The following is a 13,877-nucleotide window of genomic DNA, read 5'->3' on the forward strand; positions in this document are numbered from 1 at the left end:
AGCCCGAGCCCGAGCTTGAGCCCGAGCCCGAGCTTGAGCCCCAGCCTCAGCCGATCGCCCTGCCCGCCGACCTTCCCGCCGGTCCTCCTGAGGAGCAGGCGCGGGTGGCGGTGCGCACCGAGACCGCGACCGAGACTGAGACCGCGACCGCAGACGCGCCGCCGCCCCCCTCCCGCCGGCTGTTCGTCGCGCGGACCGTGGCCGTCGGGGCGGCCGCTGTGGCGGCGGGCACCGTGGGGTACGGGACGTACACCGTGCTGCGCGGGCCGCGTCTGAAGCGGGTCACCGTGCCGCTGGCCAAGCTGCCGCGCCAGGCGCACGGGTTCCGGATCGCCGTGGTCAGCGATATCCACCTCGGGCCGATCCTGGGCCGCGCCCACACCCGGCGGATCGTGGAGACGATCAACCGCACCAGCCCCGATCTGATCGCCGTCGTCGGCGACCTCGTCGACGGCAGCGTCGAGGACCTGGGCCCCGCCGCCGAACCGCTGCGCGAGCTGCGCGCCCGCCACGGGTCGTACTTCGTCACCGGCAACCACGAGTACTTCTCCGGCGCGGCCCAATGGGTCGACCACGTACGCGAGCTCGGACTGCGGCCGCTGGAGAACCAGCGCACCGAGCTGGGCGGCTTCGACCTCGCCGGGGTGAACGACATCGCGGGCGAGGACGAGGGCCAAGGCCCCGACTTCAAGGCGGCGCTCGGCGACCGCGACCCGGCCCGCGCCTGTGTGCTGCTCGCCCACCAGCCGGTGGTGATCCACGACGCGGTGGACCACGGCGTGGATCTCCAGCTGTCCGGTCACACCCACGGCGGCCAGATGTGGCCTGGTAACTACGTGGCCGAGCTCGCGAACCCGACCGCCGCCGGGCTCGAACGCTACGGCGACACACAGCTCTACGTCACGCGCGGCGCGGGCGCCTGGGGTCCGCCGGTACGGGTGGGGGCGCCGCCGGACATAACCGTCGTGGAGCTGGCAGCGACCCGCGCCTGACCCCGACAACCCACATCAGGGCCTCGGCTGGGCCACCGGTTGTCCGGCCGTCTCAAGGTCGGCCGCGTCGGCTGCGTCGACCGCGTCGGCCGCGCCCCGTGCCCGATGGTGGCCGTCGGCCCGCGCCGACGGCAGGGCCACCACGACCGTCAGCCCCACGCCCGGGGCGGTGGTGACCCGTACCGTGCCGCCGTGGGCGTCGACCGCCGCCCGTACGACGGCCATGCCAAGACCGCTGCCCTCCGCGCCGCCCGTACGGAAGAAGCGGTCGAAGATGCGCTCGGCGTCCCGCTGACCCATGCCCGGCCCCTCGTCGGCGACCCGCAGCACCCCGTAGCCGCCCTCCTCGACCACGCTCACCCGCACCCCTGCGTCGGCGGGCGTGTGGATGCGTACGTTGGCCAGCAGATTGCTGACGATCTGGTGGAGGGTCGGCTCGTCGGCGAGGACCGGGCAGTCCGCGGGCAGGTGCAGCTCCACGGGGCGGCCGGGCTGCTGGGCGCTGAGGTCGGCGGCGGCGCCGCGCGCCACGCCCGCCAGGTCGACCGGTGCGGGGCGCAGCCGGGGCCGCTGGTCGAGGCGGGCCAGGGCGAGGAGTTCGTCGACGAGCCGGGCCATCCGTTCGGCCTCGGCGTTCATCCGGGCCATCGCGCGCGCCCGTTCCGCCTCGTCCTTGAACATGCCTTTCTCGTCCAGCTGCAGATAGCCACGGATCGCGGCGAGTGGCGTCCGCAGCTCGTGCGAGGCGTCGGCGATGAACCGGCGCAGCTGTCCGGCGGCGTGCTCGCGTGTGACGAAGGCGGTTTCCAGCTGCTGGAGCATGGCGTTGAGCGCGGTGCGCAGCTGCTCGACCTCGCCGCCGCTGTGCCGGTGGCCGCGGGAGGCGACCCGGCGGGAGAGGTCGAGCCCCTGGGGGCAGCCCTCGGCGATGGCGGAGGCGGTCTCGACCATGTCCTCCAGGGGGCGCAGCCGCCGCCGCGCGCCGAAGAAGGTGGCCGCGCCCAGGCAGGCGACCAGGGCGGCGCCGACGGTCAGCACCATCCGTACGACCTTGTGCATCGTCTGGGTGACGGCCGTGGTGGAGTTGGCGATCAGGAGCAGCCGCCCGTCGGGGCCGCCGAGGCGCAGGGCGGTGACCCGGTAGCCGGTGCCGTGCGCGGTCACGTCGATGGGCTCGTCGCGGCGGGCCAGCGCGGCGGCGTCGGGGACGGCGTCGGCGAGGGCGCGCTGGGCGGCGTCCGGCGCCACTCTGCCGAACGGCGCGGCTTTGCCGTCGCGGCCGACGACGGTGAACAGGGTCCGGCTGGAATGGTTCTGGGCGGCGAACTGGCCGCTCAGGTCGGCGATCGCGGCGATGGCCGCTATCTGGTCGCTGGTCAGCCCGGTCCGCTGGAGCCCGTTGCGGGAGGCGATGAGATCGTTGTCGATGTTGGCGACCATGTAGTGCCGGATGCCCATGGTGCTGACCCACAGGGCGGCGGCGATGCCGATCGTCAGCATGGCGATGATGCTGAGCGTCAGCTTGGCCCGTAGCGTCGCGCGCTGGTGCTGCTCCTTGCGCCGACACCTCCCGCACCCCCAGCACCAGCACTTCACACCGGCTCCACAGGCCGCAGACCGTAGCCGACGCCTCGCCGGGTGCGGATCAGCGGCGGCCCCAGCGGGTCGAGTTTGCGCCGCAGATAGCTGATGTACGTCTCGACGACCGTGGATTCGACGGGCTGCTCGTACCGCCATACGTCCCGCAGCAGCTGCTCCTTGGGCACGATCCGGTCCGCGTGCCGCACCAGATGGCGCAGCAGCGCGAACTCGGTCGGGGTCAGATCCGCGCTGCGCCCGCCGCGCCGCACCGTGTACGTGGCCTCGTCGAGCTCCATGTCACCGTGGCGCAGCACCGGGGGCCGGGGCGGCGGCGGGGCGTCCGGGTCCGGGCCCGGTGGGCGGGTGCGGCGCAGCACGGCCCGGATCCTGGCGACCACCTCGTCGACGTTGAACGGCTTGGTGATGTAGTCGTCGCCGCCGAGCGCCAGGCCGCGCACGATATCGGCGGGGGCGTCGCGCGCGGTGAGGAAGACGACCGCCAGATCGGCGCGTTCGGCGCGCAGCACCCGGCACACATGGCGCCCGTCGCCGTCGGGCAGGGCGATGTCGAGCAGGACGGCGTCCGGGCGCGCCTCGCGGGCGAGTTCTACGGCTGCCCGCGCGCTGCCCGCGCACACCACCGAGAAGCCGTGGAAGCGCAGGGTGATGGCGAGCACGTCCGCGATGCTCGGCTCGTCCTCGACGATCAGAACGGTGGCGCTGCCAGGACTGCCAGGGCTGCCGGGACTGCCGGGGTTGCCAGGGCTGCCGGGACTGCCGGGACTGCTGGGGTTGCCAGGGCTGCCGGGGTTGCCGTTGGGGTCTGCGGCACTCATCTCCCCAGTATCGGCCGCAAAATTGCGCGATCCCATGGGGAAGCCTGGGAGCTTCTTGTGAGTCCGGGGTCGGTCGCCCTGCCGCCCCACCCCCGCGGCCGAGCCTTGGTGCGTACCTCGGGGGCGGACGTCAGCGGACAACAAGGAATCACGAGACACAGGGAGCGGTACGCATGGCGGCATGGGCACGGTGGTGCCTCAGACACCGGCTGGTGGTGCTTCTGCTGTGGGTGGGGGCGCTGTTCGGCACGGCCGTTGCGAGCGGGGTCGCGGGCAGCGCGTACGCGAACGTCTTCGGCTTCCCGGGGACCGAGTCCTCGCGGGCCATGGAGCGCATGGAGAAGGCGTTCCCGCAGCGCGCGGGGGACACCGACAGCGTGGTGTGGGAGGTGGACCAGGGTAAGTCGGTCAAGGATCCGGCCGTACGGGAGCGGATGTCGGCGGCGCTCGCCGACATCGGGAAACTGCCCGAGGTGGGCACGGTGGTCAGCCCGTACGAGCCCGAGGGCGCGCGGCAGATCAGCGAGAACGGGCGGATCGCCTACGCCGAGGTGACCTTCACCAAGCAGGCGTTCGAGCTGCGGAAAGAGAACATTCAGAAGGTCGTCGACCGGGCCGAGGAGGCGCGCACCGCGGGGCTGCGGGTGGAGCTCGGCGGGCAGGCCATCGAGCAGACGCAGGAGCCGCCGGCCGGGCTTTCGGAGGCGGTGGGCATCGTCGCGGCGGCCGTGGTGCTCTTCCTCGCCTTCGGATCGCTGTTCGCGATGCTGCTGCCGCTGCTGAACGCCGTGTTCGCGGTGGGCACCGGCCTGTCCGCGCTGGTCCTGCTCAGCCATGTCGTCGACCTGCCCGATGTGGCGCCGCTGATGGGCAGCCTGATCGGGCTCGGCGTCGGCATCGACTACGCGCTGTTCATCGTCACCCGGCACCGCAAGGGCCTTCGGGCGGGCCTGGATCCGGCCGAGTCCGCGACGCGGGCGCTGGACACCTCGGGCCGCGCGGTGCTGTTCGCGGGCGGCACGGTGTGCATCGCGCTGCTGGCGATGTTCTCGCTGGACCTGAGCTTCCTCAACGGCATCGCGATCGCCGCGACGCTGACCACCCTGCTCAGCGTGGCGGCCGCGGTCACCCTGCTCCCCGCGATGTTCGGCTTCCTCGGGCACCGGGTGCTCAGCCGCAGGGAGCGGCGGGCCCTGGCGGAGGAGGGGCCGCGGGAGGGCGAGAAGCCCGGCGGGCGGGCGGTGCGCTGGGCCTCGTTCGTGGAGCGGCGGCCCAAGGCGCTGGCCGCGGTCGCGCTCGTCGTGATGGCGGTGCTCGCGATCCCCACGCTCTCGCTCCGGCTGGGCACCAACGACCAGGGCAACCAGCCCGAGTCGCAGACCACCCGCAAGGCGTACGACCTGCTGGCCGAGGGGTTCGGGCCCGGTTTCAACGGGCCGCTGCTGATGGTCGCGGACGTCTCCGGCGGGGCGGCCGAACAGCGGGCGCTGGACGGTCTGGTGCGCCGGGTGAACGCCACCGAGGGCGTGGTGCGGGCGGTACGGCTGCCCGCCGGGCCCGGAGTGGCCAAGGACACGGCGGTGGTGCAGGTGGTGCCGACCACCTCGCCGCAGTCGGAGAAGACCGACCGGCTGATCGACACGTTGCGCGACGACATCGTGCCCGCGGCCGAACGGGGCACCGCGCTCGAGGTCGACATCGGCGGTGCCACGGCCATCCAGAAGGACTTCGCCTCGGTCATCGGCGAACGGCTGCCGCCGTTCATCGCGCTGATCGTCGGGCTGGGTGCGCTGCTGCTGCTCGTGGCGTTCCGCAGCGTGGTGGTGCCGCTGACGGCCGCGGTGATGAACCTGATCGCGGCGGCCGCGTCCTTCGGCGTGCTGGTGGCGGTCTTCCAGTGGGGCTGGGGCATGGATCTGCTGGGCCTGGGCAAGGAGGGGCCGATCATCTCCTTCCTGCCGGTGATCATGCTGCCGCTGCTGTTCGGGCTGTCCATGGACTACCAGGTCTTCCTGGTCAGCCGGATGCACGAGGAGTGGGTGCACACCAAGGACAACGCACGGGCGGTACGGGCCGGGCTCGCCGACACCAGCCGGGTCATCAACTGTGCGGCGCTCATCATGATCTGCGTCTTCTCCTCGTTCATCCTCAGCGGCGACCGGGGCGGCGTCATGGCCGGGCTCGGGCTCGCGGGCTCCGTGGCGCTGGACGCGTTCATCCTGCGCATGGTGCTCGTACCGGCCCTGATGCAGCTGATCGGCCGGGCCAACTGGTGGCTGCCGCGCGCGATCGACAAGCGGCTGCCGCATCTGGCGGTCGACCCGCCGGACCGCCCGTACCCGGGGGTCTCGCCGGAGCCCGAGGGGGAACGGGAGCTGGTGGGCGACCGCTGAGGGTACGGGGTCCCGACGTCCCCTGAGCCGTAAGGTGACGGTGGTCGGCGTCCGCCGATCCGCCGGCCAAGCGGCGCCGGGCTCAGGGGGGTTGGGATGACGGGCTACGACGGGGGCATAGGAGGGCTTGCGCCGGGGGCCCGGGTCGGGCCCTATCGCATCCTGTCGGTGCTCGCCAGCGGGGGCATGGGGCGGGTGTATCTGGCCCGTTCACCCGGAGGCCGGTTGGTCGCGCTCAAGACGATCCGTGAAGAGGGGCCGGTCAGCGACGCCGCCCGGCAGCGGTTCGCGCGTGAGGTGAAGCTCGCCAGGCGCGTCGCGGGCATCTACACAGCCAACGTGGTGGACGCCGACCCCGCGGCCGAGGTGCCGTGGATGGCCACCGAGTACATCGCGGCGCCTTCCCTGGCCCATCTGGTGGAGACCTGCGGGCCGTTGCCCGTCCCCGCGGTGCGGTGGGTGGGTGCCGGGGTCGCCGAGGCGTTGGTGAACGTGCACGCGGCGGGGCTTGTGCATCGGGACGTCAAGCCCTCCAATGTGCTGCTGCCCGAGGGCGGCCCGCGCGTGATCGACTTCGGTATCTCGCACGCCGTCGACGTGACCCGGACCACGGCCACGCTGGGGACGATCGCCTTCACCTCGCCCGAACAGGCCCGGGGTGAGGAGAGCAGCGCGGCGTCCGATGTCTTCTCGCTCGGGGCGACGATGTTCTATCTCGCGGTCGGCCGTCCCCCGTACGCCGAGACCGGCGAGGTTCTCCAACTGCTGGGGCGGGTCGCCCAAGGGCGGCTCGACCTGACCGGACTGCCCGCTGAGCTCGACGGCTTGGTGCGCCGCTGTCTGGCGGACGACCCGGCCGGCCGGCCGTCGCCGCGGGAACTGCTCGAGGTCCTGGCCGCCGAGCTCGACGCGCCGGCCACGGCCTCGGACGACCCGGCCTGGCTGCCGCCGAACTGGTTGCGGGCCATCGACGCCTTCCGGGAGCGCGGTTCGGCCTCCGCCCAGGAGCGCGGCCTGGAGGGCGGCCCGCCGGGCGGCCCGCTGGACGGCTCCTGGGACCTGGTGCGGCGCGGCGAAACAGCGTGGCCGGCCGAGGCCGACGTCCTCCAGGACGCACGGACCGCGCCGGTGCCCCCGCCACCGCCGACCTGGCACCACACCGTCCAGGTCGATCCGCCACGGCGGGCGAGCGGGCCGGGCCGGCGGAAGACCGCGGTCGCGGTCGCCGCGATCGTCGTGCTCCTGGCCGTCGTGTCGGCGGTGCTGATGTTCGGCGACGTGATGGGGGACGACGGGGACAAGCCACAGGCAGGGGCGGGCGGGAGCACGTCGCCGTCGCAGAGCACATCGCCGTCGCAGAGCACGTCACCGTCGCAGAGCACGTCACCGTCGCGGAGCACATCGCCGTCGCCGGGCTCGGCGAGTTCCACGCGTACGGCGGACCCGGCCGCGGGGCCCGCGCTGCTGACCGGCGAGTGCACCGACATCTTTCATGACGGCAGCGCGTGGTATCCGGCCGAGAAGGTCCCGGGGCCGGTCGACTGCGCGGCCGACGACGCCTACTACAGGGTGGTCGACCGCGCGGAAGAGCGCGAGGGGCTGGACTGTTCGGAGACCTGGCAGATGGAGTGGAAGCCGGCCGAGGCGGACCGGCCGGCGCTGTGCATGGAGCGCGTCTACCGGGTGGGGCAGTGTTTCCCGCTGCGCACGGACTTGGGGAGCGGGATCGTCGAGGCGCGGGTCGGCGCCCGGACGCCGTGCGCGTGGCAGATCCCCTTCACCGGCCTCGACTGGCTGAAGGCGCGGATCTTCAAGGTGCTCGAAGGCCAGGACAAGGTCTACGCGGAGGCCTGCGGCGATGATTACGAGACGTACACGGTGATCGTCAGGCCCGGTGAACTCGCCCTCTGCGCCCGGGAGGCGTGAACTGGCGGGCGACCGCTGAGGCCCCGGGCGCCGGGCTCGGACGTCAGACGCTGGTGAGCGTCTTCTGCTGGGGTGCGGCTGCCCTGACGGCGACGGGGGCGGCCCCGACGGCCACAGGGACGGTGACGGGGGCAGGGACGGTGACGGCGACCGGGACGGCCACCGTCGTGCGGGGGCGCCGGGCGCGGGTGTGTGGCAGGGCCTCGTTGCGGAGCCCTGAAAGGGTCTCGTGCGGGCCGAGGCCATCGGGGTGCCGCAGCGTCCGCAGCCCGTACGCCACCAGCAGCGCGATACCCAGCACCGCGACGAGTGCCTGCTCCGGCGAGGACGCCACGAGGTACACCGCGTCCTCACCGTTCGCCTGCAGGGCGGTGGCAGTGTTGACGAAGCCGGAGAGCGACGGCTCGAAGAGCAGCACCGCCGCCGCGAGCGAAAGCCCCGCCAGCAACGGCAGCGCGGCCACACCGAGCACCAGCGCTCGTACGGCCAGCCGCCAGAGGGGGAGCGCGCCGCCGTCCGAGGGCACCACCCGCAGCAGCAACAGCCGCTTGCCGGGCGTCGCCCCGGTCAGATACGGCAGGACGACGAACCACCCGGCGAAGGCCGCGATCGGCACCCACGACACGAGGTCCGTGCCACCGAGGCCCGCGCTCACCACGATGGCGAGAAGCGTCGCCGCCGCATACCCGACCAGGTCGACCACCAGCGCCGTCAGCCGCCGCCCGAACGGCACCGGGTGGCGGGCCAGCGCCCGTCCGTCCAGCGTCTCCAGGGTGGGCAGCCGCCGCGCCACGGGTCCGGCCAGGACCCAGCCGAGCATCGCGCCCGAGGTGTTGACGATCAGATCGTCCACGTCGAAGAGCCGGTACGGGCATGCGTAGAGGCCCCACACCCCGCTCCACTGCGTCAGCTCGAAGAACAGCGAGGCGCCGAAGCCGAGGGCCGCGGTGGCCCGCGGCCCCTGCCGGAAGTGATAGCGCAGGAAGACCCCGAGCGGCAGGAGCAGCAGCAGGTTGAAGAGGGTTCCGGCGACGGCGGGGTTCTGCAGGACCAGCGCGTTGACGCTGACCTTGCCGTGCGCCTCCTTCCAGATGTCGCCGAAGGTGTTGCCGGGGATCAGCTGCGGGTCGGCGACCGCGGCGAATCTGGTGCACATGTCCGCGGACCGCCGGGGCAGCGGGACGACCGTCATGCAGAACGCGCTCAGCGCGTAGTACAGGAAGCCGTACAGCGACAGGGCCCGCCCCCGCGACATGACGCCGTGCCTGCGGTACAGCGCGACGGCCGTCGGCAGGAACAGGGCCACCGCGAGGAGGGGGAACAGCGCCGCGGCGGTCTTGATCGGCAGCAGATACGCATCGGTCATGCGGAGCACTATACACACCACGTATACACCGCGTGTATAGACGCAAAGACGCACCCAGGGAGCCCTGTTGGCATACGGCGAGGGCCCCGCTTCCCGGGCGGGAAGCGGGGCCCTCGTCAGTTGCCCGCGGGCAGATGCCTGCGGGCAGTGGGGGGGATCAGAAGCGCCGCGTGATCAGCGCGCGCTTCACCTCCTGGATGGCCTTGGTGACCTCGATGCCACGCGGGCAGGCCTCCGTGCAGTTGAAGGTGGTGCGGCAGCGCCAGACGCCGTCCTTGTCGTTCAGGATCTCCAGGCGCTGCTCACCGCCCTCGTCGCGCGAGTCGAAGATGAAGCGGTGCGCGTTGACGATCGCCGCCGGGCCGAAGTACTGGCCGTCGTTCCAGAACACCGGGCACGAGGAGGTGCACGCGGCGCACAGGATGCACTTGGTGGTGTCGTCGAAGCGCTCGCGGTCCTCGGCGGACTGCAGGCGCTCGCGCGTCGGCTCGTTGCCCGTGGTGATCAGGAAGGGCATCACATCGCGGTACGCCTGGAAGAACGGATCCATGTCCACGACCAGGTCCTTGAGGACCGTGAGGCCCTTGATGGCCTCGATCGTGATGGGCTTCTCAGGGTTGATGTCCTTGATCAGCGTCTTGCAGGCGAGCCGGTTGCGGCCGTTGATCCGCATGGCGTCGGAGCCGCAGATGCCATGGGCGCAGGAGCGGCGGAAGGTCAGGGTGCCGTCCAGATCCCACTTGATCTTGTGAAGCCCGTCGAGGACGCGCTCCTTGGGGTCGATGTCGATCTGGAAGTCCTCCCAGAACGCATCGGCCGCGACCTCCGGGTTGAACCGGCGGATCCGGAAGGTGACCGTGACCAGGTGCGAAGCGGTCGCCGCGGCCGCCTCCGGAGCCTCGGCGGGCTTGTCAAGCGTCGGGGTGCTCATCAGTACTTACGCTCCATCGGCTGGTAGCGGGTCTGCACGACCGGCTTGTAGTCGAGGCGGATGGACTCGGAACCGTTGGCGCCCACCTCGCGGTACGCCATGGTGTGGCGCATGAAGTTGACGTCGTCGCGGTTCGGGTAGTCCTCGCGGTAGTGGCCGCCGCGCGACTCCTTGCGGGCCAGCGCGGAGACGGCCATGACCTCGGCCAGGTCGAGCAGGTTGCCCAGCTCGATCGCCTCGAGAAGGTCGGTGTTGAACCGCCTGCCCTTGTCCTGGACGCTGATGTTCTTGAAGCGCTCGCGCAGGTGGCCGATCTCCTCGACGGCCTCCTTCAGCGTCTGCTCGGTGCGGAAGACCATGACGTTCTTGTCCATGGTCTCCTGCAGCGCCTTGCGGACCTCGGCGACCCGCTCGCTGCCGGTGGCGTTCCGCAACCCCTCGACCTGGCCCTGGACAAACGTGGCCGGGTCGTCGGGGAGCTCGACGAAGTCGTTCTCGGCGGCGTACTCCGCGGCGGCGATGCCGGCCCGGCGGCCGAAGACGTTGATGTCGAGGAGCGAGTTGGTGCCCAGGCGGTTGGCGCCGTGCACGGAGACACAGGCCACCTCGCCCGCCGCGTACAGGCCCGGCACGACGGTGTCGTTGTCGGACAGCACCTCACCCAGGACGTTGGTCGGGATGCCGCCCATCGTGTAGTGCGCGGTCGGCTGGATCGGGATCGGGTCCGTGTAGGGCTCGATACCCAGGTACGTCCGGGCGAACTCGGTGATGTCGGGCAGCTTGGCGTCCAGCTGCTCCGGCGGCAGGTGGGTCAGGTCCAGGTAGACGTGGTCGCCCTCGGGACCGCAGCCGCGGCCCTCCCGGATCTCGGTGTAGATGGAGCGCGAGACCACGTCGCGGGAGGCGAGGTCCTTCATGACCGGCGCGTACTTCTCCATGAAGCGCTCGCCGTCCTTGTTGCGCAGGATGCCGCCCTCACCACGGGCGCCCTCGGTGAGCAGAATGCCCATGCGCCAGATGCCGGTCGGGTGGAACTGGAAGAACTCCATGTCCTCCAGCGGCAGCCCGCGCCGGTAGGCGACCGCCTGGCCGTCACCGGTCAGGGTGTGGGCGTTGGAGGTCACCTTGAAGAACTTGCCGCAGCCGCCCGAGGCGAAGACGACGGCCTTCGCCTGGAAGACATGGAGCTCGCCGGTCGCCAGCTCGTACGCCACCACACCCGCGGTGCGCTGGACGCCGTCGACCTCGGTCAGCAGCAGATCCAGGACGTAGAACTCGTTGAAGAACTCCACGCCCTCCTTGACGCAGTTCTGGTACAGCGTCTGGAGGATCATGTGGCCGGTGCGGTCCGAGGCGTAGCAGGACCGGCGGACCGGGGCCTCGCCGTGGTTACGGCTGTGGCCGCCGAAGCGGCGCTGGTCGATGGTGCCGTTCGGGGTCCGGTTGAACGGCAGGCCCATCTTCTCCAGGTCGAGGACCGAGTCGATGGCCTCCTTCGCCAGGATCTCGGCGGCGTCCTGGTCGACCAGGTAGTCGCCGCCCTTGATCGTGTCGAAGGTGTGCCACTCCCAGTTGTCCTCCTCGACGTTCGCGAGGGCGGCGGCCATGCCGCCCTGGGCGGCGCCGGTGTGGGAGCGGGTCGGGTAGAGCTTGGTGAGCACCGCGGTGCGGCTGCGCTTCGTCGACTCGATGGCCGCGCGCATCCCGGCGCCGCCGGCGCCGATGATGACGGTGTCGTACTTGTGGATCTTCATGAGTGGATACCTCAGCCCCGGGGCCTAGCGGATGTTCGGGTCGAAGGTGAAGATCACCAGAGTGCCGAGCACAATGGTGAATCCTGCCGCCGTGTAGAGCAGCCCCTTCAGCCACAGGCGGGTGTTGTCCCGCTCCGCGTAGTCGTTGATGACCGTGCGCAGGCCGTTCGCGCCGTGCAGCGTGGCGAGCCAGAGCATGATCAGATCCCATGCCTGCCAGAACGGCGAGGCCCAGCGGCCGGCCACGAAGGCAAAGCCGATCTTGGAGACGCCGCCGTCGAGGACCAGCTGGATCAGCAGGTGGCCCAGGACGAGTACGACCAGCAGGACGCCGGACAGCCGCATGAACAGCCATCCGTACATCTCGAAATTGGTGCGGGTCGCCTTCGGCGTCTTGCGGGTACGGGCGCGCGGCGGCTCGATGAGCGGCGCGGGGTGGTCCACGTCGTACGCGTGGACACTGTCGTTCACGGGGGTGGTGGTCTCGGCGGACATCTCGCGTCAGCCCTTCCCGAACAGCTCGCGCAGGGTGTGCTGCAGGATCGGGTAGAAGGCACCCGCCATCAGCACGACCCAGATACCGACGACGCTCCACAGCATCTGCTTCTGGTACTTCGGGCCCTTCGACCAGAAGTCCACGGCGATGACGCGCAGGCCGTTGAGAGCGTGGAACAGGATGGCGGCCACCAGGCCGTACTCCATCACGTTCACGATCGGATTCTTGTACGTCGCCACGACGTCGTCGTAGGCCTCGGGCGACACGCGAACGAGCGAGGTGTCCAGCACGTGGACGAACAGGAAGAAGAAGATGAGGACGCCGGTGACTCGATGAGCCACCCAGGACCACATACCTTCCCGGCCGCGATACAGCGTTCCAGCCGGCACGGAAAACCCTCCGGAAACGGGGATTGGGGCCTGCCGGCTTCTGTCGGTCGGGCCCGGCCGGGTATGGTCCACCGGCCCTGGCCATCGTAGCGACGTGTTGTCGGTTCGCTCGCCCCGGGGGCTTCAGTGTGATCGATCAGGCACGCACGGGCTATATCAGGCGGGGTGGAACCGCTTGATTCCGGACATCTGAGATTGGCCCGCGATCAGCCGTGCGAGTCGGCCACGCGCGATTCGCCGCAGCTCCTCGGCCGCCTTGACCCGCTCGGCGTCCCTCTCGTTGTCCAGTCGGGCATGTATTTCGGCCAGCACCCGATTGCGCATTTCGTCGGGGTGAAGGCCATCCAGGCAGATCACGAAGACATGTCCGAAGCGGCGCTCGTACTCCGTATGGGCGGCCCGCAGTGCGGTGAGCGCGGCCCGCGCCCCCGCCCCGTCCATGGGGATGGCGGCCGCCAGCTGTCCGACCACCGCCTCGTCGGCCAGGGCCTCGTCGAGGTCGGCGGGGGTGAGGTCATAGCTGGCCTCGTCGCCGGCTGCGAGCAGCGCGTCGAGATCCGGATAGGGGCGGTGCGCCACGAGCAGCCGGGCCCAGCGGCGGCTGCCACAGCAGGCGAGCAGTACGTCCTCGGCGGCGCCGGCGGAGGCGGCGTTGAGGCGGGCGAGGCGGGCGAGGCGGGCGGTGGACAGCATGGGCTCCTTGGACACGTGTGTTCGAAGGGGCGATGCGAGGGGGGGTGAGGAGGGAGATAACGGGCACACGGGGTTGAAGTGGTGCGATCGGCAGTCCAAGGTAACGATATGTGTCAGTCGCTGCCCGGAGGATGTGCGAAATTCACCCAGAAGTGGAGGTTTCGTGGCGTGCGGTGGACGCCACGGGGCCGGAGCGGGAGGTCAGCGCCATGAGAGAGCCGAGAGACCAGAGGGATCAGAGGGATCAGAGGGACCAGAGAGACCAGAGAGATCTGAGGGGCCTGAGCGAGCTGAGGGGTTTGGGCGAGCTGAGGGGCCTGAGCGAGCCGGCAGGTCTGAGCGACGTGAGAGAGCGGCCCGTGCCATGGGACTGCCGTATATAAGGCGGCCAGGGCGACAGACGGCCGACCGCGCGAGCGCCACCCGCCGCACCGGCACCCCCGTCGTCACGGCCGTCGCCATCACGGCCGTCACGGCCGTCGCCCTGGTCACCGGCTGCCAGCAGCAGGGCGGCGAAGGC

General features: G+C 71.1%; 11 protein-coding genes. 3 read left to right on the top strand and 8 right to left on the bottom strand.

What is annotated here, in order from left to right; all coding sequences use genetic code 11:
* Positions 1–992 (top strand): metallophosphoesterase (locus CCN51_RS36955; protein WP_086860594.1); only part of this gene is annotated, 992 nt, incomplete at its 5' end.
* 15 nt (positions 993–1,007) lie between these two features.
* Here CCN51_RS36955 and CCN51_RS36960 read toward each other — a convergent pair.
* Both CCN51_RS36960 and CCN51_RS36965 read right to left on the bottom strand, forming a co-directional pair.
* Positions 1,008–2,492: a sensor histidine kinase gene (locus tag CCN51_RS36960; protein WP_014177306.1), complete on the bottom strand. Its 1,485-nt coding sequence runs from the start codon at positions 2,490–2,492 to the stop codon at positions 1,008–1,010.
* 92 nt (positions 2,493–2,584) lie between these two features.
* Positions 2,585–3,280, bottom strand: coding sequence for a response regulator transcription factor (locus CCN51_RS36965; RefSeq protein WP_043490525.1), 696 nt, complete (start codon positions 3,278–3,280; stop codon positions 2,585–2,587).
* A gap of 302 nt (positions 3,281–3,582) precedes the next feature.
* Here CCN51_RS36965 and CCN51_RS36970 point away from each other — a divergent pair, with 302 nt between their 5' ends.
* On the top strand, positions 3,583–5,802 hold the full coding sequence (locus CCN51_RS36970) for an MMPL family transporter (protein WP_014177304.1): 2,220 nt from the start codon (positions 3,583–3,585) through the stop codon (positions 5,800–5,802).
* A 96-nt stretch (positions 5,803–5,898) separates the two neighbouring features.
* Positions 5,899–7,728 (top strand): serine/threonine-protein kinase, encoded by a 1,830-nt coding sequence (locus CCN51_RS56650; protein WP_086013664.1) that lies wholly within the window; start codon positions 5,899–5,901, stop codon positions 7,726–7,728.
* Positions 7,729–7,771: 43 nt separating this feature from the next.
* On the opposite strand, the gene CCN51_RS36980 is transcribed toward CCN51_RS56650, so the two are convergent.
* From CCN51_RS36980 to CCN51_RS37005, 6 genes are all read right to left on the bottom strand, one after another.
* The gene (locus CCN51_RS36980) at positions 7,772–9,094 is read right to left on the bottom strand and encodes a VanZ family protein (protein ID WP_014177302.1); all 1,323 of its coding nucleotides are present in this window, start codon (positions 9,092–9,094) and stop codon (positions 7,772–7,774) included.
* Between the two features lie 157 nt (positions 9,095–9,251).
* Positions 9,252–10,025 (bottom strand): succinate dehydrogenase iron-sulfur subunit, encoded by a 774-nt coding sequence (locus CCN51_RS36985; RefSeq protein WP_014177301.1) that lies wholly within the window; start codon positions 10,023–10,025, stop codon positions 9,252–9,254.
* Positions 10,025–11,779 carry a succinate dehydrogenase flavoprotein subunit gene (gene sdhA / locus CCN51_RS36990; RefSeq protein WP_014177300.1) on the bottom strand — a complete coding sequence of 585 codons (1,755 nt, stop codon included), beginning with the start codon at positions 11,777–11,779 and terminating at the stop codon, positions 10,025–10,027. The genes CCN51_RS36985 and sdhA overlap by 1 nt, the downstream gene beginning before the upstream one ends.
* Before the next feature lie 24 nt (positions 11,780–11,803).
* Positions 11,804–12,274 (bottom strand): succinate dehydrogenase hydrophobic membrane anchor subunit, encoded by a 471-nt coding sequence (locus CCN51_RS36995; protein ID WP_014177299.1) that lies wholly within the window; start codon positions 12,272–12,274, stop codon positions 11,804–11,806.
* A gap of 6 nt (positions 12,275–12,280) precedes the next feature.
* Positions 12,281–12,664 (bottom strand): succinate dehydrogenase, cytochrome b556 subunit, encoded by a 384-nt coding sequence (gene sdhC / locus CCN51_RS37000; protein ID WP_043487051.1) that lies wholly within the window; start codon positions 12,662–12,664, stop codon positions 12,281–12,283.
* Between the two features lie 156 nt (positions 12,665–12,820).
* Positions 12,821–13,357 carry a 2-oxo-4-hydroxy-4-carboxy-5-ureidoimidazoline decarboxylase gene (locus CCN51_RS37005; RefSeq protein WP_014177297.1) on the bottom strand — a complete coding sequence of 179 codons (537 nt, stop codon included), beginning with the start codon at positions 13,355–13,357 and terminating at the stop codon, positions 12,821–12,823.
* Positions 13,358–13,877 lie beyond the last annotated feature (520 nt).

This window comes from Streptomyces milbemycinicus, from assembly GCF_002154605.1.
In the GTDB taxonomy this organism is placed as follows: Bacteria; Actinomycetota; Actinomycetes; order Streptomycetales; family Streptomycetaceae; genus Streptomyces; species Streptomyces milbemycinicus.

Excerpts from the sequence above, each read along its gene's own strand:
- sdhA (WP_014177300.1), bottom strand. The coding sequence starts at position 11,779 with ATGAAGATCCACAAGTACGACACCGTCATCATCGGCGCCGGCGGCGCC.
- CCN51_RS36985 (WP_014177301.1), bottom strand. The coding sequence starts at position 10,025 with ATGAGCACCCCGACGCTTGACAAGCCCGCCGAGGCTCCGGAGGCGGCC.
- CCN51_RS36995 (WP_014177299.1), bottom strand. The coding sequence starts at position 12,274 with ATGTCCGCCGAGACCACCACCCCCGTGAACGACAGTGTCCACGCGTAC.
- CCN51_RS37005 (WP_014177297.1), bottom strand. The coding sequence starts at position 13,357 with ATGCTGTCCACCGCCCGCCTCGCCCGCCTCGCCCGCCTCAACGCCGCC.
- CCN51_RS36960 (WP_014177306.1), bottom strand. The coding sequence starts at position 2,492 with ATGCTGACGATCGGCATCGCCGCCGCCCTGTGGGTCAGCACCATGGGC.
- CCN51_RS36980 (WP_014177302.1), bottom strand. The coding sequence starts at position 9,094 with ATGACCGATGCGTATCTGCTGCCGATCAAGACCGCCGCGGCGCTGTTC.
- CCN51_RS56650 (WP_086013664.1), top strand. The coding sequence starts at position 5,899 with ATGACGGGCTACGACGGGGGCATAGGAGGGCTTGCGCCGGGGGCCCGG.
- CCN51_RS36970 (WP_014177304.1), top strand. The coding sequence starts at position 3,583 with ATGGCGGCATGGGCACGGTGGTGCCTCAGACACCGGCTGGTGGTGCTT.